Source organism: Streptomyces sp. NPDC059787 (assembly GCF_042732315.1).
GTDB lineage: Bacteria > Actinomycetota > Actinomycetes > Streptomycetales > Streptomycetaceae > Streptomyces > Streptomyces atrovirens.
Genome location: NZ_JBHWHX010000070.1, coordinates 6,019 through 30,509 on the forward strand (window position 1 = coordinate 6,019; position 24,491 = coordinate 30,509).

22 protein-coding genes, 1 tRNA gene and 7 pseudogenes are annotated in these 24,491 nt (G+C 70.0%); 14 read left to right on the forward strand and 16 right to left on the reverse strand.

Annotated features, from left to right (window positions below; genetic code table 11):
* Positions 1-580 (reverse strand): annotated as a pseudogene (locus tag ACFV5H_RS35490) (hypothetical protein); the annotation flags it as partial.
* Positions 581-923: 343 nt separating this feature from the next.
* On the opposite strand from ACFV5H_RS35490, the gene ACFV5H_RS35495 reads away from it, so the two are divergent.
* The 3 genes from ACFV5H_RS35495 to ACFV5H_RS35505 all read left to right on the forward strand — a co-directional run bounded on the left by ACFV5H_RS35495 (position 924) and on the right by ACFV5H_RS35505 (position 3,276).
* Positions 924-1,679, forward strand: coding sequence for a GPP34 family phosphoprotein (locus ACFV5H_RS35495; protein WP_385056697.1), 756 nt, complete (start codon positions 924-926; stop codon positions 1,677-1,679).
* 321 nt (positions 1,680-2,000) lie between these two features.
* Entirely contained in the window at positions 2,001-2,858 is an 858-nt protein-coding gene (locus ACFV5H_RS35500; protein WP_385056694.1) for a helix-turn-helix domain-containing protein, read from the forward strand.
* Between the two features lie 226 nt (positions 2,859-3,084).
* On the forward strand, positions 3,085-3,276 hold the full coding sequence (locus tag ACFV5H_RS35505; RefSeq protein ID WP_030869188.1) for a DUF397 domain-containing protein: 192 nt from the start codon (positions 3,085-3,087) through the stop codon (positions 3,274-3,276).
* A 112-nt stretch (positions 3,277-3,388) separates the two neighbouring features.
* Here ACFV5H_RS35505 and ACFV5H_RS35510 read toward each other — a convergent pair.
* Positions 3,389-3,702 (reverse strand): annotated as a pseudogene (locus tag ACFV5H_RS35510) (MerR family transcriptional regulator); the annotation flags it as partial.
* Between the two features lie 98 nt (positions 3,703-3,800).
* On the reverse strand, positions 3,801-4,310 hold the full coding sequence (locus ACFV5H_RS35515; RefSeq protein ID WP_385198886.1) for a glutathione peroxidase: 510 nt from the start codon (positions 4,308-4,310) through the stop codon (positions 3,801-3,803).
* On the opposite strand from ACFV5H_RS35515, the gene ACFV5H_RS35520 reads away from it, so the two are divergent.
* Positions 4,309-4,611 (forward strand): hypothetical protein, encoded by a 303-nt coding sequence (locus ACFV5H_RS35520; protein WP_385198888.1) that lies wholly within the window; start codon positions 4,309-4,311, stop codon positions 4,609-4,611. The genes ACFV5H_RS35515 and ACFV5H_RS35520 overlap by 2 nt on opposite strands.
* A gap of 27 nt (positions 4,612-4,638) precedes the next feature.
* Here ACFV5H_RS35520 and ACFV5H_RS35525 read toward each other — a convergent pair whose 3' ends face one another.
* The gene (locus ACFV5H_RS35525) at positions 4,639-5,457 is read right to left on the reverse strand and encodes an SAM-dependent methyltransferase (protein ID WP_385198890.1); all 819 of its coding nucleotides are present in this window, start codon (positions 5,455-5,457) and stop codon (positions 4,639-4,641) included.
* A gap of 243 nt (positions 5,458-5,700) precedes the next feature.
* Here ACFV5H_RS35525 and ACFV5H_RS35530 point away from each other — a divergent pair, with 243 nt between their 5' ends.
* Positions 5,701-6,834, forward strand: coding sequence for a hypothetical protein (locus ACFV5H_RS35530; protein WP_385046860.1), 1,134 nt, complete (start codon positions 5,701-5,703; stop codon positions 6,832-6,834).
* A 65-nt stretch (positions 6,835-6,899) separates the two neighbouring features.
* Here ACFV5H_RS35530 and ACFV5H_RS35535 read toward each other — a convergent pair whose 3' ends face one another.
* The gene (locus tag ACFV5H_RS35535) at positions 6,900-7,187 is read right to left on the reverse strand and encodes a DUF4190 domain-containing protein (RefSeq protein ID WP_385046857.1); all 288 of its coding nucleotides are present in this window, start codon (positions 7,185-7,187) and stop codon (positions 6,900-6,902) included.
* Between the two features lie 940 nt (positions 7,188-8,127).
* The gene (locus tag ACFV5H_RS35540) at positions 8,128-9,573 is read right to left on the reverse strand and encodes a hydrolase (RefSeq protein ID WP_385198892.1); all 1,446 of its coding nucleotides are present in this window, start codon (positions 9,571-9,573) and stop codon (positions 8,128-8,130) included.
* A gap of 236 nt (positions 9,574-9,809) precedes the next feature.
* Between ACFV5H_RS35540 and ACFV5H_RS35545 the strand changes: the two are divergent.
* Positions 9,810-9,961 (forward strand): annotated as a pseudogene (locus ACFV5H_RS35545) (VapC toxin family PIN domain ribonuclease); the annotation flags it as partial.
* A 99-nt stretch (positions 9,962-10,060) separates the two neighbouring features.
* Here the strand turns inward: ACFV5H_RS35545 and ACFV5H_RS35550 are convergent.
* A complete protein-coding gene (locus tag ACFV5H_RS35550; RefSeq protein ID WP_385046851.1) occupies positions 10,061-10,399 on the reverse strand; it encodes a MerR family transcriptional regulator in 339 nt (112 codons plus the stop codon).
* A 620-nt stretch (positions 10,400-11,019) separates the two neighbouring features.
* Here ACFV5H_RS35550 and ACFV5H_RS35555 point away from each other — a divergent pair.
* The gene (locus ACFV5H_RS35555) at positions 11,020-11,379 is read left to right on the forward strand and encodes a hypothetical protein (protein ID WP_385046848.1); all 360 of its coding nucleotides are present in this window, start codon (positions 11,020-11,022) and stop codon (positions 11,377-11,379) included.
* Positions 11,380-11,546: 167 nt separating this feature from the next.
* Here ACFV5H_RS35555 and ACFV5H_RS35560 read toward each other — a convergent pair.
* From ACFV5H_RS35560 to ACFV5H_RS35575, 4 genes and pseudogenes are all read right to left on the reverse strand, one after another.
* Positions 11,547-11,639, reverse strand: a pseudogene (locus tag ACFV5H_RS35560) (type I methionyl aminopeptidase); the annotation flags it as partial.
* 141 nt (positions 11,640-11,780) lie between these two features.
* The gene (locus ACFV5H_RS35565) at positions 11,781-13,007 is read right to left on the reverse strand and encodes a hypothetical protein (RefSeq protein ID WP_385198894.1); all 1,227 of its coding nucleotides are present in this window, start codon (positions 13,005-13,007) and stop codon (positions 11,781-11,783) included.
* 217 nt (positions 13,008-13,224) lie between these two features.
* Positions 13,225-13,587, reverse strand: a complete 363-nt coding sequence (locus ACFV5H_RS35570) for a hypothetical protein (RefSeq protein ID WP_385046843.1) — start codon at positions 13,585-13,587, stop codon at positions 13,225-13,227.
* Between the two features lie 165 nt (positions 13,588-13,752).
* Positions 13,753-13,968 (reverse strand): annotated as a pseudogene (locus ACFV5H_RS35575) (adenylate kinase family protein); the annotation flags it as partial.
* A 170-nt stretch (positions 13,969-14,138) separates the two neighbouring features.
* Between ACFV5H_RS35575 and ACFV5H_RS35580 the strand changes: the two are divergent.
* The 3 genes and pseudogenes from ACFV5H_RS35580 to ACFV5H_RS35590 all read left to right on the forward strand — a co-directional run.
* Positions 14,139-14,414 (forward strand): annotated as a pseudogene (locus ACFV5H_RS35580) (tyrosine-type recombinase/integrase); the annotation flags it as partial.
* A 190-nt stretch (positions 14,415-14,604) separates the two neighbouring features.
* Positions 14,605-15,724: pseudogene (locus ACFV5H_RS35585) on the forward strand (IS30 family transposase).
* Positions 15,725-16,479: 755 nt separating this feature from the next.
* Positions 16,480-17,181, forward strand: coding sequence for a hypothetical protein (locus ACFV5H_RS35590; protein ID WP_385198895.1), 702 nt, complete (start codon positions 16,480-16,482; stop codon positions 17,179-17,181).
* A 403-nt stretch (positions 17,182-17,584) separates the two neighbouring features.
* Here ACFV5H_RS35590 and ACFV5H_RS35595 read toward each other — a convergent pair.
* The 3 genes from ACFV5H_RS35595 to ACFV5H_RS35605 all read right to left on the reverse strand — a co-directional run bounded on the left by ACFV5H_RS35595 (position 17,585) and on the right by ACFV5H_RS35605 (position 19,441).
* Positions 17,585-17,657, reverse strand: a tRNA-Arg gene (locus tag ACFV5H_RS35595).
* Positions 17,658-17,859: 202 nt separating this feature from the next.
* On the reverse strand, positions 17,860-18,024 hold the full coding sequence (locus ACFV5H_RS35600) for a hypothetical protein (RefSeq protein ID WP_385198896.1): 165 nt from the start codon (positions 18,022-18,024) through the stop codon (positions 17,860-17,862).
* 124 nt (positions 18,025-18,148) lie between these two features.
* Positions 18,149-19,441, reverse strand: a complete 1,293-nt coding sequence (locus tag ACFV5H_RS35605; protein ID WP_385198898.1) for a M6 family metalloprotease domain-containing protein — start codon at positions 19,439-19,441, stop codon at positions 18,149-18,151.
* Positions 19,442-19,676: 235 nt separating this feature from the next.
* Between ACFV5H_RS35605 and ACFV5H_RS35610 the strand changes: the two genes are divergently transcribed.
* Positions 19,677-20,357, forward strand: coding sequence for a TetR/AcrR family transcriptional regulator (locus ACFV5H_RS35610; protein WP_385046795.1), 681 nt, complete (start codon positions 19,677-19,679; stop codon positions 20,355-20,357).
* A gap of 165 nt (positions 20,358-20,522) precedes the next feature.
* A complete protein-coding gene (locus ACFV5H_RS35615) occupies positions 20,523-22,073 on the forward strand; it encodes an MFS transporter (RefSeq protein ID WP_385046792.1) in 1,551 nt (516 codons plus the stop codon).
* Between the two features lie 91 nt (positions 22,074-22,164).
* Here ACFV5H_RS35615 and ACFV5H_RS35620 read toward each other — a convergent pair whose 3' ends face one another.
* Complete coding sequence (locus tag ACFV5H_RS35620) at positions 22,165-22,686, reverse strand: MarR family winged helix-turn-helix transcriptional regulator (protein ID WP_385198899.1); 522 nt, start codon at positions 22,684-22,686, stop codon at positions 22,165-22,167.
* A gap of 123 nt (positions 22,687-22,809) precedes the next feature.
* Between ACFV5H_RS35620 and ACFV5H_RS35625 the strand changes: the two genes are divergently transcribed.
* The gene (locus ACFV5H_RS35625; protein ID WP_385198901.1) at positions 22,810-23,595 is read left to right on the forward strand and encodes a dioxygenase; all 786 of its coding nucleotides are present in this window, start codon (positions 22,810-22,812) and stop codon (positions 23,593-23,595) included.
* A gap of 86 nt (positions 23,596-23,681) precedes the next feature.
* On the opposite strand, the gene tnpA is transcribed toward ACFV5H_RS35625, so the two are convergent.
* The gene (gene tnpA, locus ACFV5H_RS35630) at positions 23,682-24,140 is read right to left on the reverse strand and encodes an IS200/IS605 family transposase (RefSeq protein WP_385198903.1); all 459 of its coding nucleotides are present in this window, start codon (positions 24,138-24,140) and stop codon (positions 23,682-23,684) included.
* Positions 24,141-24,165: 25 nt separating this feature from the next.
* On the opposite strand from tnpA, the gene ACFV5H_RS35635 reads away from it, so the two are divergent.
* The coding region (locus ACFV5H_RS35635; RefSeq protein WP_385198905.1) for a helix-turn-helix domain-containing protein at positions 24,166-24,491 on the forward strand (326 nt) is incomplete at its 3' end.

Below are 24,491 nucleotides of genomic sequence, written 5' to 3' on the forward strand. Positions count from 1 at the left end.
GGCGGGGCGCGCCGGCGTCCGTCCTGGCGCTCCCGGACTCGTCCTGGTCGCGGGAGGCGCCGGCCGTGGCCTCGGGGGCGTCCGTGTCCGTCCCGGTCCCGGCGGTGGCGTGCGTGGCGTCCTCGGGCGCGTCCCCGTCGCGGGGCGCCTCGGGCCCGTCCTGGTCGTGGGAGAGGTCCGCCGCGTCCTCGGCCCCACCCTTCGACTCCCTGGCGTCAGCCGTCCGTTCGGAGGCGTCCTCGGCCTCGCCGCTCGCGTCGTCCGCGTGGCCGGACTCCGGCTCCGTGCCGCGTCCGTCCCGGTCGCCGGTGGCGCTCGCGGTCGTACCGGCCCCGGAGGCGTCCTCGCGGTCCCCGGCGTCGGCCGTCCGGTCCGAGGTGTCCTCGGTGCCGACGGTGGCACCCTCGGTGCCGCCCTCGGATTCGTCCGGGTCCGCCGAGCGGACCCATGTGGCCACCGCCTCGCGCAGACGGCCGGACTCCTCGCCCTCCCCGGAGGACGTCTCCTCGCGTACCGACAGCACACGGGTGGCCGTGTCGGCGGTCCCGCGGCCCTCCGAGGGCTCGGCCCCGCGGCTCACCGCCAACCGGGGGTCCCGCTTCCCGGGAACCGGGCCCCCGTTCCCCGACGTCGTTTCTTCCGACGACTCGCGCTGCTTCGACCTGTCGGGGGACTCGCCCGCCACCGATGCCTCCTCCATGTGCCGCACGCCCCGCGTGCGCCAACCGAACCGTGAACCGCCCGCCCACGACAGCACTTCGCAGCACTGTCCGAACCATGTACCAGTGTCCTGTGTGCGGACTTCCCCCACGTGGTAGACGAGAACGACATAGCTACTGGTTCCACTACGAACCGGTCACGCACCCTCGACAGACCAATGTGAGAGGGGTCACCCTGTCATTCATCCACGCGGGGAGGCATGGATGGGCAGGAGCCGCAGAACACTTCCGGAGGAGCTTCTGCTGCTGGCGTTGGACCCGACCACGGGTACCACCGCACAGCCGCAGTCGCTCGACCTCGGTCTGGCCGGAGCGCAGCTAGTGGAGCTGGCGCTGGCCGGACGGATAGCCCCAGACGGGGATCGTATCGCCGTGGTGGTGCCACGGCCGACTGGAGACCCAACACTGGACTGCGCGTTGGAGTTGCTGCGAAGGCGCGGCGCTCCGGTACGGGCGGTCCACTGGATCGGCGGGCCGCGTCTCGGGCTGCGCCAGACCTACCTCTCGCATCTGGAGCGGTGCGGCATGGTGCACGCCGTGGCCGGACAGATGTGCGGGGTGCTGCCGACGACTCGCTACCAGGCGACGGACACCGAGATCAGCCGGGAGATCAGAACCCGGCTGGACTCCGCGATCCGCACCGGCGTCCCGCCGGACCCGCGGACCGCGGCGCTCGCCGCACTGGCGCACGCGGTCGGCCTCGGCAAGCACCTGTACCCGGGGAACGAGGGACGCTCCTCGCGTTCCCGGTTGCGGGATCTGATCAGGCACGACCCGATGGGCGGACTCGTCGCGCACGCCGTGATGGACGTCCAGAACGGCGTGGCGGCCCAGCCGCGCCGCAACTCCGCCCCGGCGGGCCGGCAGGCCCCCGCCGGCGGCCGGGACGCACCGGAACCCGCCCGAGGCGTTCCGGCGCAACCGCACCACGGATCCATGGCACGCGCCGCGGCCCACTGAGCCCGTACGTCCCCAGGGCTCGACGGCACGGCACGGCCGACAGCACGGAACGGCCGACGGATCCACGGCCGACAGACCCGGTCACGGGAGCCGCGGTCCGAGCGGGGCGGGGAGAACGCACGGGTTCCCCCCGCCCCGCTCGGCGCACCCGCGGCCGGCCTCGGCGCGCGCCGGCACCCGCCACCGCACCGTGAAGTGGCGTGTACCCGTCGTATATCCGCCGTTTTCCAGCGGTGGGAAGCACCTTGGTGGCAGTCTGCTCAACAGCAGACACACAAAGTGGCAAGTAGTACGAGGCACGCAGCCGGAGGTGCACGTCCCGTGGCGTCCAATGTCAATCCCACCGTCAGGCGGCGCCGGCTGGGCCAGGAGCTGCGCCGGCTCCGCGAGGTCAAGGGCATGACCGCCGAGGAGGTGGCGGAGCGACTGCTGGTGTCGCAGTCGAAGATCAGCCGCCTGGAGAACGGCAGGCGCAGCATCAGCCAGCGTGACGTCCGCGATCTGTGCGGGGTCTACGAGGTGGAGGACCAGCGGATCGTCGAGTCGCTGATGCAGATGGCCAAGGACTCGCGCCAGCAGGGCTGGTGGCACGCCTTCGGCGACATCCCGTACAGCGTCTACATCGGTCTGGAGACGGACGCGGAGTCGCTCCGGGTCTACGAACCGCAGATCATCACCGGGCTGTTGCAGACCCGCGCGTACGCCGAGGCGATCGTGCAGGGCGGTTCGCCGGAGTCGTCCGAGCAGGACAACGACAAGCGGGTCGAGGTGCGGCTGCGCCGGCAGAGCCGGATCACCGCCGAGAAGGACCCGTTGCGGCTGTGGGTGGTGCTGGACGAGGCGTCGCTGTACCGGGTCGTCGGGAGTCGGCAGGTGATGCGGGAACAGCTGGAGCACGTCATGGAGTTGTCCCAGCTGCCGCACATCACCGTGCAGGTGCTGCCGTTCGAGGTCGGCGCGCACGCCGGCATCAACGGGCAGTACTCGATCCTGGAGTTCGCCGACGCGGCCGACTCCAGCGTCGTCTACATCGAGGGCGTCACCAGTGACCTGTACCTGGAGAAGCCGCACGACGTGCAGAAGTACACGGTGATGTACGAGCACCTGCGGGCCCAGTCGCTGAACGTGGAGGCGTCCCGGCAGCGCGTCGAGCGCCTCGCGAAGGAGTACGCGCGCTGAGCGTCGACCGGGAGGCGGCGGGATGATACACCGCTGACATGCCGGGTTGGAAGTATCACCTGGTATATGCCACCCGGTCGAGTGAACGACTGCTCCGAAAGAAGATGTTGGCGAGTAGCGTCGATCACGCCAACCACCAGCGAGGGTTGGCGAAATCCGTTCTGCGGGTCCACGCCGGAACACGCGGGCGGGTGACAGCAACTCAGCATCTGGCTACGGAGCGAACATGGCAATTCGTCTGGGCGCCACGGAAACGTGGACGACGTCCTCCTACACCAACAACAACGGCGCGTGCGTGATGGTCAGGTCGACCACCGAGGCGGCGCTGGAACTCGGCGACACCAAGGTCCCCGAGGGTCCGAAGCTGGCCTTCCCCGCGGACGCGTGGAGCGCCTTCGTGGCCTCGGTCAAGAGCTGACCGGTCCGGCGACCGGCCCCGGGCGGCACCGGACCGGCACGAGCACCACCGACAGGGCCCTCTCGACCAGTTCGCCGTCCTAGCCGAGAGGGCTCGGCCCTGCCCTCTCGGATCAGCCCGTCGTACGGGCCACCGGGAAGGACACCGGAGAGGCCACCGGGAAGGACACGCCGCACACCGGGTCCCCGGGCCCGCGGTGTCCCAGTCGGCGAAGTACACCTCCCGGCAGGGGCCCGTCGGCGTCAGCCCCTCCGCCTCCATCCACTCCTCGACCGCCTCGAAGGCGGCCGGGATCTGCGGATGCGCCACCTGTGCCTCGGTGATCCGGGTGCGGGCCGGCCGCGGCGCCGGCTCCACCCGCACCGCCGTCCCCCGGGCCCGGCCGCTCCGCTCCACCCAGGCCCGCGCCGCCGCCTCGTCGGCGGCCGTCGCGCCGTCGTCCGCGCCGACATCCTCCGTCGCCGGACGGCCTCTCCGCCCGGCGGCGGACACGCTCACCCCTGCCCCAGGGGCAAGGCCGACGGTCAGCCGATCGCCTTCTCCACCGCCGCCACGACCTCCGCCGACTCCGGCTCGGTCTGCGGCGAGAACCGGGCGACGACCTCGCCGTCCCGCCCGATCAGGAACTTCTCGAAGTTCCAGCGGATGTCCCCGCTGTGCCCCTCGGCGTCGGCGAACCCGGTCAGCCGCTCGTACAGGGCGTGCCGCCCGTCCCCGTTGACCTCGACCTTCTCGGTCATCGGGAAGGTCACGCCGTACGTCGCCGAACAGAACTCGGCGATCTCCTCCGCGCTGCCCGGCTCCTGCCCGAGGAACTGGTTGCAGGGCACGCCGAGCACGGTGAAGCCCTGCTCCGCGTACCGTTCGTGCAGCCGCTCCAGACCGGCGTACTGCGGGGTCAGCCCGCACTTGGAGGCCACGTTCACGACCAGCACGGCCCGCCCCGCGTACTGGGCGAGCGAGGCGGAGCCGCCGTTCAGCGCGCCGATCCCGACGTCGAGGGGCGAGGTGCCGTTGTTCTCTGCAGTCGTCATGAGCGCGAGCCTAACCCTCCTGGTCCTCGCCAAGTTCATGAGCGGCGCCACGATGTACGACCGTCTCCTCGGCTCCCGCTTCGACACGAGCCGCCGGCTGCACACGGAGGAACTCCAGGTGCAGCAGGCGTGCGCGCGCATGGAGCACGAGGTGCGCCGGCACCGGGTGGAGCAGGAGACGAACGAGCGCATGCGCCGCACGGAGCACGAGTACCGGCGGGTGCAGGCGGAACGGGCGGCGCGGGAGCGGACGGAGCTGGAGGAGCGGATGGACCGGATCATGCGGACGAGGAGGGCCTGAGCGCACGGCCGGCCGTGCCGCCGGTGGTCAGGGCTTGCGGCCCACACCGCAGTAGGCGTCCACGGCCGCCGCGTCGTCGCCGTCCTCGTCCGGCCGCCACTCCGGCACCCGTACGACGCCCGGCTTCACCAGTTCCAGTCCGTCGAAGAACCCGGCGATCTCCTCGACGCTCCGCACGTGGTACGGCACGGCACCGCTCGAGTTGTACGCGTTCGAGGCCGCGATCATGCCCTCGCTGGTGGCCGTGCTGTCGCTGATCACCAGGTGGCTGCCCGGGGGGAGACCCGCCATGAGCCGGCGCACCAGGTCGCGGGCCTGCTCGTAGTCGGCCACGTGGCCGAGCGTGTTGAGGATCATCAGGGCGACCGGCCGGGACAGGTCGAGCGTCCCGGCGGCGGCCCGCAGCACGGCCTCGGGGTCGTACAGGTCGGCGTCGAGGTACGCCGTCCTCCCCTCGGGCGTGCTGGTGAGCAGGGCGTTCGCGTGGGTGAGGACGATCGGGTCGTTGTCGACGTACACGATCCGGGAGTCCGGGGCGACGCGCTGGGCCACCTCGTGCGTGTTGTCGGCGGTCGGCAGCCCCGTGCCCACGTCCAGGAACTGCCGTACGCCCTGCTCGACGGCGAGGTGGCGGACGGCCCGCCCCAGGAACCGCCGGCTGGTGTGCGCCACGTCGACCAGCCCGGGGAAGATCCCCTTGATCTGGTCGCCTATCTCCCGGTCGACCTCGTAGTGGTCCTTCCCGCCGACGAAGTAGTTCCAGAACCGCGCCGAGTGCGGCTTGGTCGTGTCGATCCGGGCGCGTATCGCGAAACCGGAGCTGTCCTGGGTGATGTCCTCGGACACGGGCGAGCCTCCTGGGGTGGGTGGGCAAGGGCCGGCTCCCCAATCTAGGCGAACGGGCTTGTGAACACCGGAAGTTCACGCGGACATGATCACTGCTCCGGCGTGGTCCCGGCCTCTTCTCCGGGCGACCGCACGGACCGGCCGGCGTCTGGTGTCCGTGACCACGGCTGCGTAGGTTGACGGGTGAGCGTCGGGCGACGGGGGACGGGGGCTGATGTGGAGCCGGACGACGGATTCGTCCTGATGGACAACACCACGATCTTCGGAGCCCGCAGGGCCTACGGAGCGGATTCCGTGCCGCCCTCCGCCGTCGATCTGCGCTCGCTGATGGACGTCCTGGAGGCCATCGTCCTCCTCGAGGGTTTCACCGTCGACAACTCCAGCAGGGACACCTACGTCGACTGGCCCGAGCTGTACGGCATCAGCCGTGCGAACGGCGGCTTCTTCCGGGAGACCGCCCTCGTCGCCGACGGGGGCGAACTCCACGCCGACCTGCTCGGGAACAGCGCGGCGCACGTACTGCGCCTGGTGCGGTCGGGCCGGCTGCTCCGGGACCTCGGGTTCATCGCCGACTCGGACGACATCCGGACCCTGCCGCCGCTCTACCAGGACTCGGCGCAGTTCGTGGAGCTGACGTTGCGAGGAGTCGACCGGGCGTACGAGGAGACCGTCGCACGAGAGCTGAGTGACCTGACCCGCGTCCTCGACGGGAACGGCGCGGTCGTCCGCGGTCTGGCCCACTTCGCCTTCCGCGGCTTCTACTACCAGGGGCTGGCCCATGCGGCCGGCGTCCCGTACATGCCGCACACCTGGCGCTCGGCACTGATCGAGAACCGGATCGGGCCACGGCACGTCCGCTTCAGGGACCTGGTGATGGACAGGGTGGGACTGGTCAGGGACGGGATGCGCGACCGCGTCAACGGCGAGTTCGGCGGCGCCGCGATCTCGGCGGACTTCCCGCTCATCGCCTCGTACGTCATCGGTCGGTGCGACAGCCGGGCGGCCCTCCTGGCGACCGCGGTCGAGGTCCGCCGCAGTGCCAAGGCGACCGCCCTGCGGAAGTGGATCCACGGCATCGAGGACAAGCTCCGGAACCAGGAGGACCTCGTCGCCATCAAGGCGGCCCAGGACGAACTGAGCACCCTCGTCCACGAGACCGAACGCGAACTGGGCCTGACCCGGGCCGAGAAGCAGCAGGTCACCCTCACCCTGGGGGTGCCCATGCTCTCGGCCGAGACGACGACCGCCCTCCCCTCGCGCTCCCGCCGCCCGCGCCTGGTGCGGCCCCGCCGCCCCCACCTGGTGTTCCTCCGGGAACTGGCCCGCGAGTCCGCCCGCCTGGCCCCCTTCGACGTCGCCTTCCAACGCCTCGGCTGACACAAGCGGTGCGGGTGAGTACCCGGTACCCACCCGCACACCTCACTTGTGTTCCCGCGGGTCCACTAGCCGCCCACGTACCAGCTGAACCCGCCGTTGCTGGCGGCGAAGGCCAGCAGCACGAGCCACAGGACGATGTCGACGACACCGAGGACGATGCCGGCCTTCGCCATCCCGGCGCCGTTCTTGACGGCCGCCTGACGGCGGGCGACGGCACCGAAGACGATGGCCAAGGGACCGAGGACGATGTTCAGGACGAACAGTCCGACGATGCCGCAGCACAGGCTCGCCACCGCCAGGCCATTGGTGCGCGAGCCGGAGGACGCGGCAGATGAGCTGCCGTAACTCGTCATTGGATACTCCCGGTTGTCGGTTGCACGGACCGAACGGGCCGCAGTTTCCTCACTCTTGACTTGCCTGTTCCGAATGCCCCTTCCGGGCACTCCCATGCCGACGACCCGTCACCGGGCCGTATCGCGGTCGCCGATGCCGGGGCAGCGCGGAAGAAGGCGTCAGTGACAGGACGAGGTACGGCGGACCGCTGCTCGCCTCGCGTCCGACGCGGGTCCCGAACGGAGTTCCCACGGCACAAGGCCCACCGGGATGCCCGAGGCGTGATCCAGTCGGCCCAGCCGAGGGTGAACTTGTATGCGGCGCGTGCCGCGTCCCGTCCTCGCCCGCCCGACAGGAGCGCCACAGCCGGAGCGACGACGAACAGCGCCGCGAAGACTCCCGTGATGATCATCCCCGTCCTGGGGGACCGGACCACACCGGCAGAGACACTCGCTACGGCCACAAGCACCGATCCCACGTGCGCGATGGGAAGTTCCACCCGGAACAGCTCTCGTACCGCAGCGCGCGACGCCCGCACGTCCGCGGCGTGGCGGTCTCTCGCCGCATCATGATCGGCGTTCGGCCCTTCCGGCCATTCCTGGGACACCAGCGCCCTCCCCGTTCCCACCCGTGCCGGAGAGCTTGGACCGCGGCTCCTCACTCGGACCTCGGCCCACCCCTCGCCCCTACGGGTTTCCAGGGTGGAAGCGGCTTCATCACCGTCGACTGTCCGCCGCCACCCTCGACGCCACCCAGCCGTTGCCGGTCGCCGGGCCGGCCGTCACGCCGCTCCACGACCGGCCGACGGCCTGGCGGCCGGCCTGCGCCGACGGCCGGTCCCGGTTCAGCGCCGAGGACCACATCACGGTCGCCCACCACGGCGGACACCCGCCGGCGTGAACCGGCCGGCGGGCGGGCAGCCGATCGCGCCAGGCGGTCACCGGACCGGTACGGTCCGGCTCACACCGTGAGCCGGACCGCTTCGATCCACAACTTGTTGTCGTGGGTGCCGGCGTAGGTGAAGTCGAGGCCGACCCCGGGGTCGTCGCATGCCAGGCCGAGCCAGGTGTCGTCGTGGACGTAGGAGGTCTGGCAGACGGTGCCGCCGCCACCGTCGACGCTGATGCTGAACCCCATCATGTCCGGGGCGTCCTCCTCGGTACTGCCGACGTAGTTGTCGATGCCGTCGGCGGCATTCGTCCACGGCTCGGGGTAGTGCCCCTTGCCCTCGGTCGACGCGGGGTCGGGGACGAAGGCGCCGCCGGATGTGCCGTTGGTTCCGGACACGGCGATGTTGACGGCCGTGAGCGGCGTCCCCGACCCCGCCGTGCCCGCCGTCTCGCCGTCGCACACGGCGTCGGTCCAGCCCTGGCCCGCCGCGTGGACCCGGTAGCAGATGTGCCGTTTGCCCGGCTCGTCCGCGGCCAGTCGCTGGACGGCGGTCGCCGCGGTCCTCTCCGGCGCCTCGGCCTCCTTCTCCTCGGAACCGCCACCCCCCGCCCCGTCTCCGGCCCCGTCCCCGGCTCCGTCGGGCTGCTGTGTACCGGCCGCGGCCGGGGGCGCCGTGACGCCGGCGGGCGGGGCCTTCGGCGCTTCCGGGCTCGGTGAGGCGGCGGGCGGCAGCGTGCCGCCGGCGGCTTCCTGGGCCTTTTCGGTGGCGGCGCTGCGGACATCGGGCTTGTAGGCGATCCACAGCATCACGAACGCGACCGCCAGCGCCACGGAGACACTGAGGAAGGCCGCCAGCCAGCGCGGCAGGAAACCCCGCTGCACGTACGTGCCCTCCACGTCCAGCGGCGTCACACCCGACCGCTGCACCGCCAGGGTGTAGGGCCGGCGCTCCGCCGATCCGAACCAGATGATCTGCCGCGGCTTCAGCGTCGTCCTCACGAACGCCGCACGGCCCGGCTCGATCTGCACATTGCTCGGGTGGATGTCGTACGACAACTGGTCACCGTTGTCGCTGCCGCTCACCGACGCCGTCAGCTTCGTGTTGCCCAGGTTGTCCACGGCCAGCCTCGGACGGCCACGGAAAAGGCCCTTCACCGTCGGCGGCACCAACTCCGCCCGCACTTCCGTGAACGGGGTGATGGTGAGGTTCCCCTCCGGAACCGTCGTCGCCTCCGGATGCTCCGTCGGCGTGATCCGCACCGCGTACGGATTCGGCCCCGCCGTCGCATCCGGCGTACGCGGCGGAGCGAACGTCAGCTCCACCGATCCCGTGGTCCCCGGATACAACCGCAGCGCCTGCGGCTCCACGACGGCCCAGGGCGCGAGAGGACCCACCGCCTCGAAGCGGTACTCGTCCACCACGTCACCGGTGTTGCGCAGACGCAGCCGCACAGTCGTACTGCCGCCCGGGTCCACGGTCGCGGAGGCGGGCTCGAGGGAAGTCCAGAGGCTCACTCCCGGACGTTAAACGCACCGAGGGTGCCGAGTCAGGAAGCAACGGGGCACGATGAGTGCCCGAAGAGGCGGAGCCGCCTGCCCACCCTCTCGGAACGCGAGCCGTCCTCCCGGCATCCCCCGGGACCGGCGCAAGCCCTCTTCCGTCTCCGACCGCTCCGGAGTTCCACCGACCCCTCAGCGGGACGCCGTGACCTGCGGATCGGCGAAGCGGCCGGGCGGTGCGCCGCAAGCACGCGGGCCGCAAGCCGGGTCGCCGGGTGGCCGGTCTGGTGACCGCCGCCATCGCCGTGGCCGGGAACCTTCCCCTCTTCACCACCGGCCCCGACGACTTCAGGAGCTGGACGGTCCCCTCACCGTCGTACCGGTCACCCGGCCGAAGACGCCCCCACGAAGACCGATGCCGGGTCGGTGGGAGCGCAACGGACTCCGTGTTCCGGCCATGGGTGCGGGCGAGGGCCCGTCGACACCGGCGGGCCCGTTCACCTCAGGCTCCGGCCGGTGGATCGGACGATCCGCCGGCGCGTCGGTATTCGGCGTTGATGCGCTGGGCTTCCTCGAGTTGGTCTTCGAGGATGATGATCCGGCATGCGGCCTCGATGGGGGTGCCCTGGTCGACGAGTTCACGCGCGCGTGCCGCGATACGCAGCTGGTAGCGGGAGTAGCGGCGGTGCCCGCCCCCCGAGCGCAGCGGTGTGATCAGTCGTGCTTCGCCTATGGCGCGGAGAAAGCCGGGAGTGGTACCGAGCAACTCGGCGGCCCGGCCCATCGTGTAGGCGGGGTAGTCGTCGTCGTCGAGACGGCCCAGCGACTCGTCTGCTGTCATCTCACCTCTCTGTGGAACGCGTGGAGGGGCCCTGGCGCCGTACGGCACCAGGGCCCCGAAGGAACTACAACACCATCTGCCGACCCTAGTACTGCGTCGGCCTTCTGTTTCCGCACGGCCGTCCGGTACTCCGACGGGGGTGCGGGGATCGCGGATGCGTGACCGGAGACCACCTGCCTATCGATGTCCTGCGGTACCCGGGCTCGCGTCTTCCGCCCGGGCGATCCTGATGGCGCTCGACTCCTCCGTTCTTCCCTCTCGGTCCATCACTTGCAAAGGGGGACTACTGCGTACTGCTTGTACTGCTGCCCGGCAGTTCGTGTCTGCCGGGCCTGATCGATCTCGGCTACGAGAGAAATCGTAATCGCGAGTGCTGCGAATGTCTACTCCGGCGAGCACAGATTTCATGTGATCGGCGATGAGGTATCCCCTTGGGCCGGTCCACGCATGCCTGGGACCGCCCGCAACACAGGCCCGGCGTACCGGTGAGGCCCGGAGCCGCCCCGCATGCGCACTCCTGACCTGTACCGCGGCACAGGGGGGAGCCGTGTGCGCTCGTCCTGCCCGTTGGCTTCACCACCCGAGCCGCCCGGGCGGGCAGGTGCATAGAATCCGATCCCATGCCGAAGCCTGACGAGCTGATCGTTGACATCGCCGCCCGTGTGGAGTCCGGGCAGAGCAATCAGATGTCCCTGACCGTGGTCACCGGTGGTGCTGTCATCACCGGTCGCCTGGCTCCCGAAGCCGTGTGGAGGCGGAGGGTGTCGGAGGTGCTGACGGACTCCGCCCGCCTGGGCGAGTTCTCCGCCGTCTTCGACACCCCCGCGAAGCAGGAGGGGCCGCCCACGCATCTGCACTTCCATGTCGCCCGGATCCTCCAGGGCACGGTGGGGATCCCGGAGACGGGCGGGATGTACCGCGTCGCGATCGAGGACGTCAGCGCCTGGACCGTGGGCGACTTCAGTTACTCCGACCACTGACCCGTCGCCACGCCGAGAGCGGCATGGCATGCGGTGAGGGCCCTGCCGGCACGCGCCGGCAGGGCCCTCACCGCTCTGTTCGGCCCGCGCCTGTCCCCTCGGTCGGATGGACAGGGGGTGCCGAGCATCGCGGAAGCCCGCCGCAACGGGCCTTCGAGGCGCGTCGGTGCGGCCTCGTCCAGGTCCTCGGCCGTGGCCCCGGGCACCGCTGCCTCACGCGTCGCATGGACGGCGGCGACGACCAGCCCCGCCTCACGCATCTCGGCGAACCGCTCGGGGGTCTTGATCCGCACCGCCGGCTCTGCCTTCTCACGGGTGCGAGTCCGGTTTTTGTGCACCGCGACAGTACGACCTCTGCGGCGTGGCAACACTTGGTCGCGCCCGTCGCGGCCGCACCCCGGTCAGCGCCGGGTGAGCACCGGGAACCAGCGGTCCTCGTCGTTCAGACTCGCCGGCCGGAAGCCGGAAAGCGGGGTGACCTTGCCGTCCAGACCGACCAGGAGCAGCTGGTTGCGGAACTCGCCTTTGGCGGGGCTGCAGCGTTCGGGAGCGCACCGCCAGGCGATGAGGTGACTGTTGTCGGCCCACGCGAGCAGCTGCTGGCCGGGGATCACCGCAGCCCGCTTGCCGGTCTTCGCGTTCCTCACCTCGGAGACGATCTCGTCGCCCTCCCCCACGAAGGCGCCGGTCGCCAGGTTTCCGTCGGGAGACAGGACCGACCCCGGGAAGGGCAGACGCGTCTCCGCATCCGGAGCAGGCGTCCTCTTGCCGGTCACGCCGTAGTAGATCTTGCCCGCTTTGTTGTCGCCGGGTTCCCACACCAGCTTCCCGTCACTGCTCCAGTGGAAGTCCTGACGCCCGCCGCCCGGGATCCCCTCCGTGTTCTTCTCCGTCGGGATCTCGGCGAAGTCCGCCTTGCCGGAGGCGACATCGATCACGTAGAAACCGGTGCGGCTCCGCTTCGGCCCCGGCACGCTCTTGCCGTTCAGCCTGTAGGACGCGTCCTTGAACAGACCGTCCGGGTTGAGGCGGTACGCCGTCGCCAGCAGGCGTTTGCCGTCCGGTGAGAACTGCACACCGCCGACGCTCCGGTCGACCTTGATCCAGCGCCGGACCTTGCCCGTGGCCAGGTTCAGCAGTCCTATCCGGTCGACGGGCAGATCACGCTCGAGCACCGCCGCGGTCCGCACCCCGGGGGCAACGTCCAGCCAGGCCCAGTCGGTTTCCTCGTACCGCTCGGTGGCCGTGTCGAGCAACCGCCACTCGTAGGTGCCGATCGCGTTCCCGTTCGGCAGCCTCACGAGCTTCATCGTGGAGTACGCCGAGACAGCGATCCTCCCCGCAGCGATCAGCTCTCGAGGAGGCGACTGATCCGGGTGCGCCGCCACGCTCGTGACATCGGGAACGCTCGCAGGCCCCTCCTGCGCGTCACCGCCGCCGAGCCGGGCGAGCGACACCGCGAGCCCCGCGACCACGACCGCCGCGACGACGGCGGCCGGCCCGAGGCGTCGAGCCTTGCGACGGCGCGACAGCGGTCGTGGCCGTTCGGCGGATTCCGCGGCCGGCCGCGCCACCGAGGAGGACACCTTGGACGCTGTGCGGGCATGCGGGTCGGAAGTCATACTCATAACTCCACGGGGAAGACGACTGGGTGGGTCGGGGATCTGGCCGGCAGGTGTGGAAGACAGCGAAGCAGTCCACCGCGTGCACAGCACCCTGTGCCCACGAACGACGAAAGGGGCTGCTCCCGGAACACCGGAGCAGCCCCACCGCGGTAGTTCTCAACCCACGACCGGATCAAGCAGCAAGACGAGTGCACGGGGTGAGAGCCGACGCACCCGCAATTTACTCGCGGAACCAGTCGGAGTAGTGACCGATGAGGTCGCCGTGCCACCAGGCCAGCATCCGGACGCTGCCGATGCCGACGTTGTAGGGCTTCTTGTCGCAGCCGGCGTCGCCACCGTCGTCGATGGTGAACATGTTGGTGATGGTGGCGTTCTGCACATTGCCGCTCACGCCGTACCCATCGGCTTTGGTGTCACAGATCGAGAACACATCGCCGTCGTCGTGGAAGTGCATGTAACCACGGTCGTACGGAAGATAGAGGGTCTTGTCGGTGATGGCCTGTGCCGAGGGGGACATCCCCACGACCAGGGCGGCGGACGCACCGGCGACCAGCGCTGCACGAGCGAGCTTTGACTTGACCACGATTCCCCCTGCTTTACGAAGCGGGGCACCACTGGCGTTACCAGTGGTGCCACAGTGATCCAAACGCTAGTGGACCCCTCGCGTGCATGTCCACATCAAATTGGCTCCGCCGGGCATGACAAGGGCTGCTCCGGCACGGCCCTTGCCGTCGTTCCGGAACCCTGCTCAGGGGCGTGGCAGCGCCTCGATGGCGCGCCCCGTGGCCTCGTCCACCCTGCCGAGGGCCGAGATCGTGACCGGCAGGCCCTGGGGCCTGCAGTGGTCGACGACCGGCCCGGTCTGCGCGCGGTGGACCTCCAGCCGCCTGCGGACCGTCTCCTCGGAGTCGTCGTCACGCCGGTAGAGCTCGCCGCCGCAGGCGTCGCAGACGCCGTCCTGAAGCTTCCCCTTGATCGTGGACACCTGGAGACTGGGAGATCGGTCCGTTCACCCGGATCCCCGGCGTCGCCAGGACCGCCACCAGGCAGCCGGCTCCTGCCAAGAATCCGATGAACTTCCCGGTACCGGCGTCCGGTTCGTCGTCCGGGGCGGAAGGTATCGCGTCCCGGTCCACCGGTCGCCCGGCGGAGCCGCGGAACCTCTGCCGGTCCTTCACCCACGTCGCCCGGTCCGCCGGCCTCCGGGCGATCCGGCTGCACGACGCCCGGCACGGCACGGCCACGCTCCTCACGGCGGCCGGGGCCGCGCCCCGCGTGGTGATGGAGATCCTGGGGCGCTCCCGGACCGGCATCACCATGGACGTGCACACGCACGTCGTGCAGGACACGCAGCGCGAGGCCACGAGCCACACGGACCGGCTGCCGCGGAGGCGTCCCGGTCGTCAGTGACCGCCCTCGTCGCTGTCAGAAGCGGACGTCAAAGACCCCGGACCATGATCTTGGGTTCTAGGAGTTGTCGCGACACCCCAGTTCAAGGGGTGCGATGGAGTTCGAGATCCGCAAGGCGCGGACGGTGGCGCAAGGCCGTAGGAAGCTGGTCCGTGAGCGGGAGGAATACTTCCGGCTCATGGACCAGGGCCTGAGCAGTTCCGAAGCCTGCAGACGCGTGGGGATCAACCTGCGCACGGGCAAGCGGTGGCGCAACGGCCGCAACCCGTCAGGCAAGCGGAATGCGGCACCACCGGTTCGTCCGGCGGTGCCGCATTCCGCGTTGTCGCGGTATCTGCGCGAGGCCGACCGGGTTTACATCGCCGACCGGCTGCGGGAGAAGGCCACCATCCGGGCGATCGCCGCCGAGCTGGGCCGCAGCCCCTCCACCGTCTGCCGGGAGATCCGCCGCAACCGCCACCCGGTGAACGGTCAGTACCGGCCTTTCGCAGCTCAGGCCCGGGCCGATGACCGCCGGCCCCGGCCCAAGCCTCGCAAGGTCAGCCAGAACCCGGAGCTGCGGGCCGCGGTCCAGGCCGGTCTGGACCAGCTCTGGAGCCCGGAGCAGATCTGTCAGGCTCTGCGCAGGCAGTTCCCCGACCGGCCGGAGATGCACGTGGTCCACGAAACCGTCTGTCAGGCGCTCTACGTGCAAGGACGTGGCGAACTGCGCAGAGAACTCGCGGGAGCCCTGCGCACCGGACGCGCCCGCCGCAAACCCCATCGTCAGGCCCAGCAGCGACGGCCCCGCTTCGCCGAGCCCATGGTCATGATCAGCGACCGGCCGGCCGAGGCGGAGGACCGGGCCGTGCCCGGCCACTGGGAAGGCGACCTGATCATCGGCAAGGACAACGGGTCCGCAATCGGCACCCTGGTCGAGCGGGCAACCCGTTATGTGATGCTGGTCCACCTGCCGGACGGCCGGGGCGCCGAGCAGGTCCGCGACGCACTCCAGGCAACCGTCCAGCACCTGCCCACCCACCTGAAGCGGTCCCTGACCTGGGACCAGGGCTCGGATGGGCCGCCACCACGAGTTCACCATCGCCACCGACGTCCCGGTCTACTTCTGCGCCCCCGCCAGCCCGTGGCAACGCGGCTCGAACGAAAACACCAATGGTCTGCTGCGGCAGTACTTCCCCAAGGGCACCGACCTGTCCGCCCACAGCCGTGAGCACCTCGCAGCGGTGGCAGCCCAAATCGACGGCCGCCCACGCAAAACGCTCGGCTGGGAAACCCCAGCCGAGCGCCTGCATAAACTGCTCGCGGCCTGATCAATACGACCACGTGGTGCGACGACCCCTGGAAAGCGCCCTGTAAGGGGGTCTGGGGCCTCTTTAAGCTACAACTTGATATTACTCTCCTGAGTAGAGAGGAAGAGGAAGCTGTGCGTTTTATTTCAAGTGAACGGGCGAAGCTAATTCTTACGAGTGGTGGGGTGCAGTAGAGACGAGGGGATGAGGGGAAACCAGTCGCCAGAGCGGTTTCACCCGCTGGGCGTGGTCAGGGTCAGCCGACCATGGCGCGGCCTCTAGTGCGGTGGCTCGACTGTCTCGGTTACGACGTTCCCCCTCCTTTGAAGTCAACCGGCTTATTTCCTAACGCGGCGCCGGCCCCCGGCCGGGCTGGAGCGGATGGTGTCCCGTGGGGTGGTGTAGCCGATCTTGGCGGGGATGTGCGCCTCTTGCGAGCCGTTGGGTGCGTCGGCTGCCTGCATCTGGCCTTCGCTGGACCGACCGAGCACCTCGAAGCAGCAGCCGAGGAAGGAACCACGTCTGCCGCGCCGGTGTCCCAAGTCGGCAGTTGGACGCACGGCGCGATGCAGGGAGACATCAGGTCTTCCTGACCCACTCGGACTGAGGCCCTTGTTGTGATGCTCTGGCCCCGAATCCTGTCCGCCGGATAGTGTGCTCGCCGGGGCGAAGTTGACTAACTCCGGTGAACACCACCGGTGTTGAATGGCGATGCCGGGGGAGAGCTCATGGCTGGTTGGTGGCGAAAGAAGTCCCCGCTGGAGAAGGACGTGCCGGTGACGGGCGAGCCGGAGTTCTCGGCCGGGCCGGTGCGCGGGACGCTGCCTGCGCATATCGACGGACCTGGCGGGCGGCGGGCGGTGACGCTCGCCGTGCACGATGACGGCGTGGTGCTGACCGACGGCGATGAGCGCCGCGCCTACCAGTGGTCGGAGGTCGCCCACGTGTGGCACGCCAACGACATGGACGGCGAAGCGGCCGACGGTTTGATGATCACGAAGTGGCTGCATGAACTGCTGCTGGAGTTCACCGACGGCACGGTCGTGGGCTCACTGCTGGCCGACCCGCCCGTCGTCACGCCGGAGCCCGCCTTCCGCACCGGCCAGTTGTCGTCCTCGCCGCCCTCCAGCATCGCGCCGCTGATGCAGCGCGTCAACGCTCCGGTGACCGAACTGCATCTCGCCAGGGCGAAGGCGACACTCGCGGTCGGCGGCCAAGTGAATTTCGGCCCACTGACCGCCACGGCGGACGGGCTGCACCATGACGGCAAGAAGATCCCCTGGCACACCATCACCTCATGCCGCTACAGCGTCGTCATCTTCTCCGAGGACGAGAAGGAACTGGGCGCGATGCTCCGCATGGAGTACGAGGTCGACGGCGGCGCGTACGGATTCCCGTTCGCCTGGCTGCGGATACCAGCGCTCGACGTCCCGGACCTGGATGTCCTGGTGCGGCTCGCCGAAGAAAACCGCACCTGAACAGCAGTGGCCCCCGCCACGATCGGCTACACCACTTCACGGGACACCATCCCGCTCCATCCGCCACCTGTACCGCAAGCGGGCGTGCCATGGGGTGGCCGATGGCTTCAAGGGGTCGGCATCCCGCCCAGAAGCACGGCCACCACTATGTACACAGGGATGGCCAAGACCACGGCCAACCCGGCAAGGCAGCCCCATATGGTCAGTCGCATGCTGGTTCTCGCGTAGTCGTCGCTCCTCGGCACGTCCATATCCAACAGCGAGAGACATTGACCCTCTACCCAGGGGATGTGGCATCCACGTGGCATTAGTGGCACGCGTGTGGCACGCGTGTGGCACGACCCCGGACACGACGAAGGGCCGGCCTGGGAGGGAAACCCTCCTGAGCCGGCCCTTCTCTCTGTGCCCCCGGCAGGATTCGAACCTGCGACACCCGCTTTAGGAGAGCGGTGCTCTATCCCCTGAGCTACGAAGGCGGGGCCTGATCGTGGACGGTCCTGGTCGGGTGTCTCCGTCAAGCCCTGAGCGTCCTGGGCCGGTGGCTGTTGCCTGCCAGGGCGCTCGATCCACAGGGTACCGGATCGGTGCTGCGGCGGGTGGGGGTGGAGCACCGGCCGGGGGCGTCGCCCCGTCCGGTGAGGAGGCGGCCTCCCGCAACCGGCGGCCGTGCGGCTCGCGTCAGGATTCGCCGAACAGTACCCAGAGCGCCATCAGGGCCAGGAATCCGGTCACCGCCAGTGCCGGGAGGCCGAGGATCGCGGCGGCCACCCCCCACCGGGTACGTCCCCGGGGTGCCTCCGCCGGCCCGGCGGCGTTCGCTGTTGCCTGCTGTGTCCCTGTCATGAGCCCACCTGTCGATTCGTAACTGCCGTGCGGAGTTTTTCAGTTGACACCGGATCGAGGGACCGGTCCAGCGATTGTGGTCCATCGTGCCGCGTCGCACCATCTTCTTCTTCGTCGCCGGGGGTCAGCCCGGTGACGTACGGGTCACCCGTACCCGGTACTCCTCCGCTCCCGCCGCCGTCACCGCCACCCGGACGCCCGCCCGGCGGTCCACGAAGCTCTCGCCCGGTGTGAACGTCGCGTCCGAGAGTTCCGCGTGGACGTTGGGGGAGCGGGTGCAGCCGCCGCTGTCGCGGCGGGAGTCGAAGACGGTGACCGGGCCCATGCCCGTGTCGACGTCGGCGTCGACGCGGTAGACGAGGACGCCGGGGCGGCACACGGCCTCGTCGTTGCCGGCGCGGGTGCGCAGTTCGACGGCGTAGCCGGAGTGGTCGTCCAGGGGGATGAAGACGAGTTTCGGGCCGCCCGCCCGTGCGAGGGGGGTGAGTGCGTACTCCCTCGTGCCCGGGTCCGCCGCGCAGCCGACCTGGGACGCGTCCAGCCAGCCCAGCTTCCACTTGTGCCAGGCGAGGAGGTCGTTGTTGGCGCCCCAGTCCTCGCTCATGATGTCCCAGTGGCCGACCGCGCCGCCGCCCTCGGCGGTGTAGAGGTCGGGCAGGCCGAAGACGTGGCCGTTCTCGTGCGGCAGCACGCGGTAGCCGGTGCGGCCGTAGGAGCCGGAGCCGTCGTCCTGGCGGGAGTAGACGAAGGACGCGTTGGAGACGGGGATGCCGTCCGCGCTCGGGGCCTCCTTGTTGCCGGCGAAGGTGACGGACAGGACCGTGTCGAGGGCGGCGGGGCCCGCGTTGGGGGTCACCAGTACGTTCAGCAGGTCGTACGACTGGAAGTCCACCTCGGGATCGGCCTCGGCCACGATGTCGCGGACCAGTTCGCGGTAGCCGGGGTCGAAGGGGGCGCCGCGCTCTATGCCGTACGCGCGGAACGACTTGGGCATCCGGAGCCAGTCGGGGACGGGGAGTTCGGGGCGGTAGTCGAGGCGGCCGTAGGAGCTGGTGGCGAACCACTCGCTGGTCTCGGGGAAGAACTCGCGGTAGCGGTCGAGGGCGTCGCCCTCGCCGGGCGCGTCGGAGAAGTCGATCATCAGGGTGAGGGCGCGGACCGTGCCGGTGGAGCGGGTGTAGCCGGGATCCGTGGGGATGCCCTCGGACATCTGGACCTCGCCCTCCGTGCTGATCATGCAGGGGCCGTGCACGGAGGTGCGGGACAGGGTGCCGGGTCCGGCGCCGGCGGTGGAGGTGTCGGGGGAGAGCCGGCCGTTGCCGGCCGAGGTGCTGACCGCGAGGGTCAGGACGGTCACCGATGCCAGGGCGGCCAGCCGGCGCGGGGATATCCGGCGTCGGCTCGGCTGCGGCTGCATGCGGGGACCTCCGCTCCACACGGCAGCCGCCGGTCTCCGACTGCACCCTCCCGATCACCCTCCGTCGCCGGATATGCGGGCGCTCGCTGGGAGGGCCGATCGTGGGGCGCACCGAGCCGGTGCGTGTGAGGCGGGTCACAGGAAAAGAGTTCGGGGGCGGGAAATAACCGGGGACCGTTTCCCCGTTTGGACCTGTGTCCGAGCGAAACGGGGACTCGCTCCCCGGATCGCGGACATGACACAAAGATCAAGCCACTACGACCAGGAGTGCACCGTGCAGACCGCCACCCCCGTACCGCACAAGGCGCCCCGGCCCCGCGCCGACGCCCTGCGCAACCGGGAGCGGATCGTCACCGCCGCCCGGGAGATGTTCGTCGAGTTCGGGTGCGAGGTGCCGCTCGACGAAGTCGCCCGCCGGGCCGGCGTCGGCAACGCCACGGTGTACCGCAACTTCCCCGACCGCGACGCGCTGGTGCGCGAGGTCGTCTGCTCCGTGATGGACCGTACGGTGCGGGCGGCCGAGCAGGCGCTCAGCGAGACCGGGGACGCCTTCGAGGCACTGGAGCGCTTCGCGCACACGGCCGCCGACGAGCGGATCAGCGCGCTGTGCCCGATGGTCTCCAGCACCTTCGACCAGCACCACCCCGACCTGGAGGACGCACGCCGGCGCGCCGAGAGCCTCGTCGCGCAGCTGATGGACCGCGCCAAGGCGGCCGGTCAGCTCCGTACCGACGTGGAGTACGGCGATCTGATGGTGGGCGTCGCCCAGCTGAGCCGGCCCCCGGCCGGTACCGGCTGCGACAACGCCGACCGTTTCGTCCACCGCCATCTGCAGCTGTTCCTGGACGGGATGCGGGCCCCGGCCCCGACCGTCCTGCCGGGTTCGGCCGTGACCGTGGAGGATCTGCGCCGCTGAGCGATCTCTGACGCGAACGGGATTCCCGTGCCGGAGCGGGATTCCCGTAGCAGAGCAGGACCCGTACCAGCGGCCGTCCCCGGGGCGAGTCGTTCCCTTGACGACACCGTTTTTTCATCTCATTTTTCAAAATTTCCGTCACGAACTTCCGAAGTGGGTACCCCCATGTCTGAAACAGCCTCGGCGGCCGGAAAGGCCCGGAGCGCTCCGGGCGGCCCGGACGCCAACCGCTGGAAAGCGCTCGTCTTCATCGCGCTCGCCCAGCTGATGGTCGTCCTGGACGCCACCATCGTGAACATCGCCCTGCCCTCCGCCCAGCAGGACCTGGGCATCTCGGACGGCAACCGCCAGTGGGTGGTCACCGCCTACGCCCTCGCCTTCGGCGGACTGCTGCTGTTCGGCGGCCGGATAGCCGACCTGTGGGGGCGCAAGCGGGCCTTCGTGCTCGGTCTGGGCGGGTTCGCTGCGGCCTCCGCGCTCGGTGGCGCGGCCACCAACGAGGCCATGATGTTCGGCGCCCGCGCCCTCCAGGGCGTGTTCGGCGCGCTGCTCGCGCCCGCCGCGCTGTCCCTGCTCGCGGTGATGTTCACCGACGGCAAGGAGCGCGCCAAGGCGTTCGGCATCTACGGCGCGATCGCCGGTGGCGGCGGTGCCGTGGGTCTGATCCTCGGCGGTTTCCTCACCGAGTACCTGGACTGGCGCTGGACGTTCTTCGTGAACATCCCGTTCGCCGTGGTCGCCGCGGCCGGCGCGTACTTCGTCATCCGTGAGCCGGCCGGCGGCCGCAACCGCTCGCCGCTCGACGTCCCCGGTGTGCTGCTGTCCACGGTGGGCCTGGTCGCGCTGGTCTACGGCTTCACCCGCGCGGAGTCCGAGGGCTGGAGCGACTCGCTGACGATCGGCATGTTCGTCGCCTCCGCCGTGCTGCTCGCCGCCTTCGTGGCCGTCGAGGCCAGGGTCAAGGCGCCGCTGCTGCCGCTGCGCGTGGTCACCGAGCGCAACCGCGGCGGGGTCTACCTCTCGCTGGGGCTGGCGATCATCGCGATGTTCGGCCTGTTCCTCTTCCTCACCTACTACCTCCAGGTCGTGAAGGGCTACTCGCCGGTCAGGACCGGGTTCGCCTTCCTGCCGATGGTCGCGGGCATGATCACGGGCTCCACCCAGATCGGCACCCGGCTGATGACCCGGGTCGCGCCCCGGCTGCTGATGGGCCCCGGCTTCCTGGTCGCCGCGCTCGGCATGCTCTTCCTGACCCAGATGGAGATCGACTCCTCGTACGCGGCCGTCCTGCTGCCCGGCATGCTGCTGCTCGGCCTCGGCATGGGTACGGCGTTCATGCCGGCCATGTCGCTGGCCACGCTGGGCGTCGAGCCGCGTGACTCCGGTGTCGCCTCCGCGATGGTCAACACCTCGCAGCAGGTGGGCGGCGCCATCGGTACGGCCCTGCTGAACACGATCGCGGCCTCGGCCACCACGTCCTACATCACCGACCACATCGGCGGCGCCACGAGCCGGTCCCAGCAGCAGCTGGTCCAGCTCCAGGGGCAGGTGCAGGGTTACACCAGCGCGATCTGGTTCGCCGTCGGGATCCTGGTGGCGGCCGCGGCCATCGCCCTGACCCTGATCAACGCCGGCCGGCCGGGCGGCACCGCGGTCGCCGGGTCCGCCGACGAGACCGTCGGGGACGAGATGGCGGTGCCGGTGGCCATGCACTGACGGCCGTCCGCCCATCCCTCACCGCCCGTACGGAAGAGGAGGGGACGCCTCCTCCGTACGGCTCCCCGGACCTGCCCCGGCTCCCGCCCCGTCAGCGGAGCCAGGGCAGGTCCGCGCCCGCTCCGCTCGGCTGAAGTCCCTCGGCGACGATCCGCATGATCTCGCCGAGGGACTTCTGCTGTTGCGGGGTGAGCCGGTCGAAGACCGCCTGGCGTACGGCGTCCACGTGGCCGGGCGCGTGCCGGCGCAGCACCTCCCGGCCCTCCTCCGTCAGTACGGCGAACTGACCCCGCTTGTCGGAGGGGCAGTCCTCACGGCGTACCCAGCCGCTCTTCTCCAGGCGCGCGACGGCGTGCGAGAGGCGGGAGCGGGTGATCTTCGCGGACATCGCCAGTTCCGTCATCCGCAGCCGGCGGCGCGGGGACTCGGCGAGCTTGACCAGCAGACCGTAGTAGACGTGCGGCATTCCCGCGTCACGCTGGAGCTGACGGTCGAGGTGGTCCTCCAGGAGGGTGGCGGCCTCGATGTACGAGCGCCAGACGCGCTGCTCCTCGTCGGTGAGCCAGCGGGGTTCGTCGGCGGACGCCGATGATGCTGCGGGTGCCGTGTTCATGTACCCCACTGTACGGCCGCGCTTCTTGAATGTTAAACAAATTCGTCGTACAGTCGGTAGTGGAACTTGAGACTTCAAGCAAGTTCGCCGTACCGATTCGCCGTACCGAAGGGAGCCGCCGTCATGACCGCCGCCGCCCAGGAACGCATGCCCGCTCTCTACCTCAGCCACGGCGCCCCGCCCCTGGCCGACGACCCCGTCTGGCCCGGCGAACTGGCCGCCTGGTCGGCCGGACTGCCCCGCCCGAAGGCGATCCTGGTCGTCTCCGCCCACTGGGAGGAGGCCCCGCTCGCCCTCGGCGCCACCGGGACCGTCCCCCTGGTCTACGACTTCTGGGGCTTCCCCGAGCACTACTACCAGGTCACCTACGGCGCCCCCGGCGCCCCCGCGCTCGCCGAGTCCGTGCGCAAGCTGCTGCGCGCCCCCGGCACGCCGGTCCAGGACGTCCCCGACCGGGGCCTGGACCACGGCGCCTACGTCCCGCTGGTCGAGATGTACCCCGAGGCCGACATCCCGGTGCTCCAGGTCTCCATGCCGACCCTGGACCCGGTGCGGCTGATGGAGATCGGGCGCAGGCTCGCGCCGCTGCGCGACGAGGGCGTGCTGATCGTCGGCTCCGGGTTCTTCACCCACAACCTCGCCGCACTGCGGCAGGGCGGCATCCCCGCCTGGTCGGCGGAGTTCGACGCCTGGGGGCGGGAGGCCCTGGAGGCGGGCGACGTGGACGCGCTGCTCGACTTCACCCGCAAGTCCCCGGCCGGCCTGCTGGCCCACCCGCGCACCGAACACTTCGCCCCGCTCTTCGTGACCATGGGCGCCGCGGACGCCGTCGGCGAGCTCGGGGAACAGAGGTCCGTGATCGACGGGTTCTGGCTGGGGCTGGCCAAGCGGTCGGTGCAGTTCGGCTGAGACCGGCGCGACGGGGCTACCGGGTCTATTCGCAGTGCACCGGGGTTCAGCCCGGTGGTGAAGCGAATCTGAGAGCTGCTCTTCCCTCAGTTGTGTGCATGGATCCGCACTGTTCGCCTCGGTCCAGGTCGGAGCGGCCGGTTCTGCTGCTCGATGTACTGCTTCACGAGGCTGAGGGGTGCGCCACCGACCGATCCGGCGAAGTACGAGCCGGACCAGAGTCGTTGTGCCCGCCAGTAGTGGCGGACGAGGTCGGGGAACTCCTGGCGCAGCCGCCGGGAAGAGACGCCCTTGAGGCTGTTGACCAGCTTGGACACGGTGACCTTCGGTGGGAAGTTCACGAGCAGGTGGACGTGGTTGTTCTCGCCGTTGAACTCGACCAGCTCGGCCTCGAAGTCCTCGCACACGGCCCGCATGATCTCCTCGCACCGCGTCAGGTGCCGGCCGGTGAAGACGGAGTGCCGGTACTTCGTGACGGAAACCAAGTGGACATGCATGCGAAGAATGCGGTGACAACCTGTACGAATGTTCTCATCGATACCCATAAATCACGTGTGTAGCGTGATCCGCGTGCAGCTTCGGTACAGCTTCCGCCTGTACCCGAGCGCCGGTCAGCGCATGGCGTTGGCGCGGGCGTTCGGGTGTGCGCGGGTGGTCTACAACGACGCGCTCCGCGCTCGGGAGACCGCCCGCGGCGAAGGCATGCCGTTCCCGAAGACCGGGAACCTGTCGAAGCAGCTCATCACCGAGGCGAAGAACACCCCGGAACGGGCCTGGCTCGGCGAGGTCTCGGCGGTTGTTCTTCAGCAGTCCCTGCGCGACCTGGACACCGCGTACAAGAACTTCTTCGACGGGCTGAAGGGCAAGCGCCCGCGCATGGGCGCGCCCCGGTACAA

Coding starts and splice junctions, on each gene's coding strand:
- ACFV5H_RS35495 (WP_385056697.1), top strand. CDS start 924: ATGGGCAGGAGCCGCAGAACACTTCCGGAGGAGCTTCTGCTGCTGGCG.
- ACFV5H_RS35505 (WP_030869188.1), top strand. CDS start 3,085: ATGGCAATTCGTCTGGGCGCCACGGAAACGTGGACGACGTCCTCCTAC.
- ACFV5H_RS35520 (WP_385198888.1), top strand. CDS start 4,309: ATGAGCGCGAGCCTAACCCTCCTGGTCCTCGCCAAGTTCATGAGCGGC.
- ACFV5H_RS35515 (WP_385198886.1), bottom strand. CDS start 4,310: ATGACGACTGCAGAGAACAACGGCACCTCGCCCCTCGACGTCGGGATC.
- ACFV5H_RS35530 (WP_385046860.1), top strand. CDS start 5,701: ATGGACAACACCACGATCTTCGGAGCCCGCAGGGCCTACGGAGCGGAT.
- ACFV5H_RS35535 (WP_385046857.1), bottom strand. CDS start 7,187: ATGACGAGTTACGGCAGCTCATCTGCCGCGTCCTCCGGCTCGCGCACC.
- ACFV5H_RS35550 (WP_385046851.1), bottom strand. CDS start 10,399: ATGACAGCAGACGAGTCGCTGGGCCGTCTCGACGACGACGACTACCCC.
- ACFV5H_RS35555 (WP_385046848.1), top strand. CDS start 11,020: ATGCCGAAGCCTGACGAGCTGATCGTTGACATCGCCGCCCGTGTGGAG.
- ACFV5H_RS35565 (WP_385198894.1), bottom strand. CDS start 13,007: ATGAGTATGACTTCCGACCCGCATGCCCGCACAGCGTCCAAGGTGTCC.
- ACFV5H_RS35600 (WP_385198896.1), bottom strand. CDS start 18,024: ATGACAGGGACACAGCAGGCAACAGCGAACGCCGCCGGGCCGGCGGAG.
- ACFV5H_RS35605 (WP_385198898.1), bottom strand. CDS start 19,441: ATGCAGCCGCAGCCGAGCCGACGCCGGATATCCCCGCGCCGGCTGGCC.
- ACFV5H_RS35610 (WP_385046795.1), top strand. CDS start 19,677: ATGACACAAAGATCAAGCCACTACGACCAGGAGTGCACCGTGCAGACC.
- ACFV5H_RS35615 (WP_385046792.1), top strand. CDS start 20,523: ATGTCTGAAACAGCCTCGGCGGCCGGAAAGGCCCGGAGCGCTCCGGGC.
- ACFV5H_RS35620 (WP_385198899.1), bottom strand. CDS start 22,686: ATGAACACGGCACCCGCAGCATCATCGGCGTCCGCCGACGAACCCCGC.
- ACFV5H_RS35625 (WP_385198901.1), top strand. CDS start 22,810: ATGACCGCCGCCGCCCAGGAACGCATGCCCGCTCTCTACCTCAGCCAC.
- tnpA (WP_385198903.1), bottom strand. CDS start 24,140: ATGGGTATCGATGAGAACATTCGTACAGGTTGTCACCGCATTCTTCGC.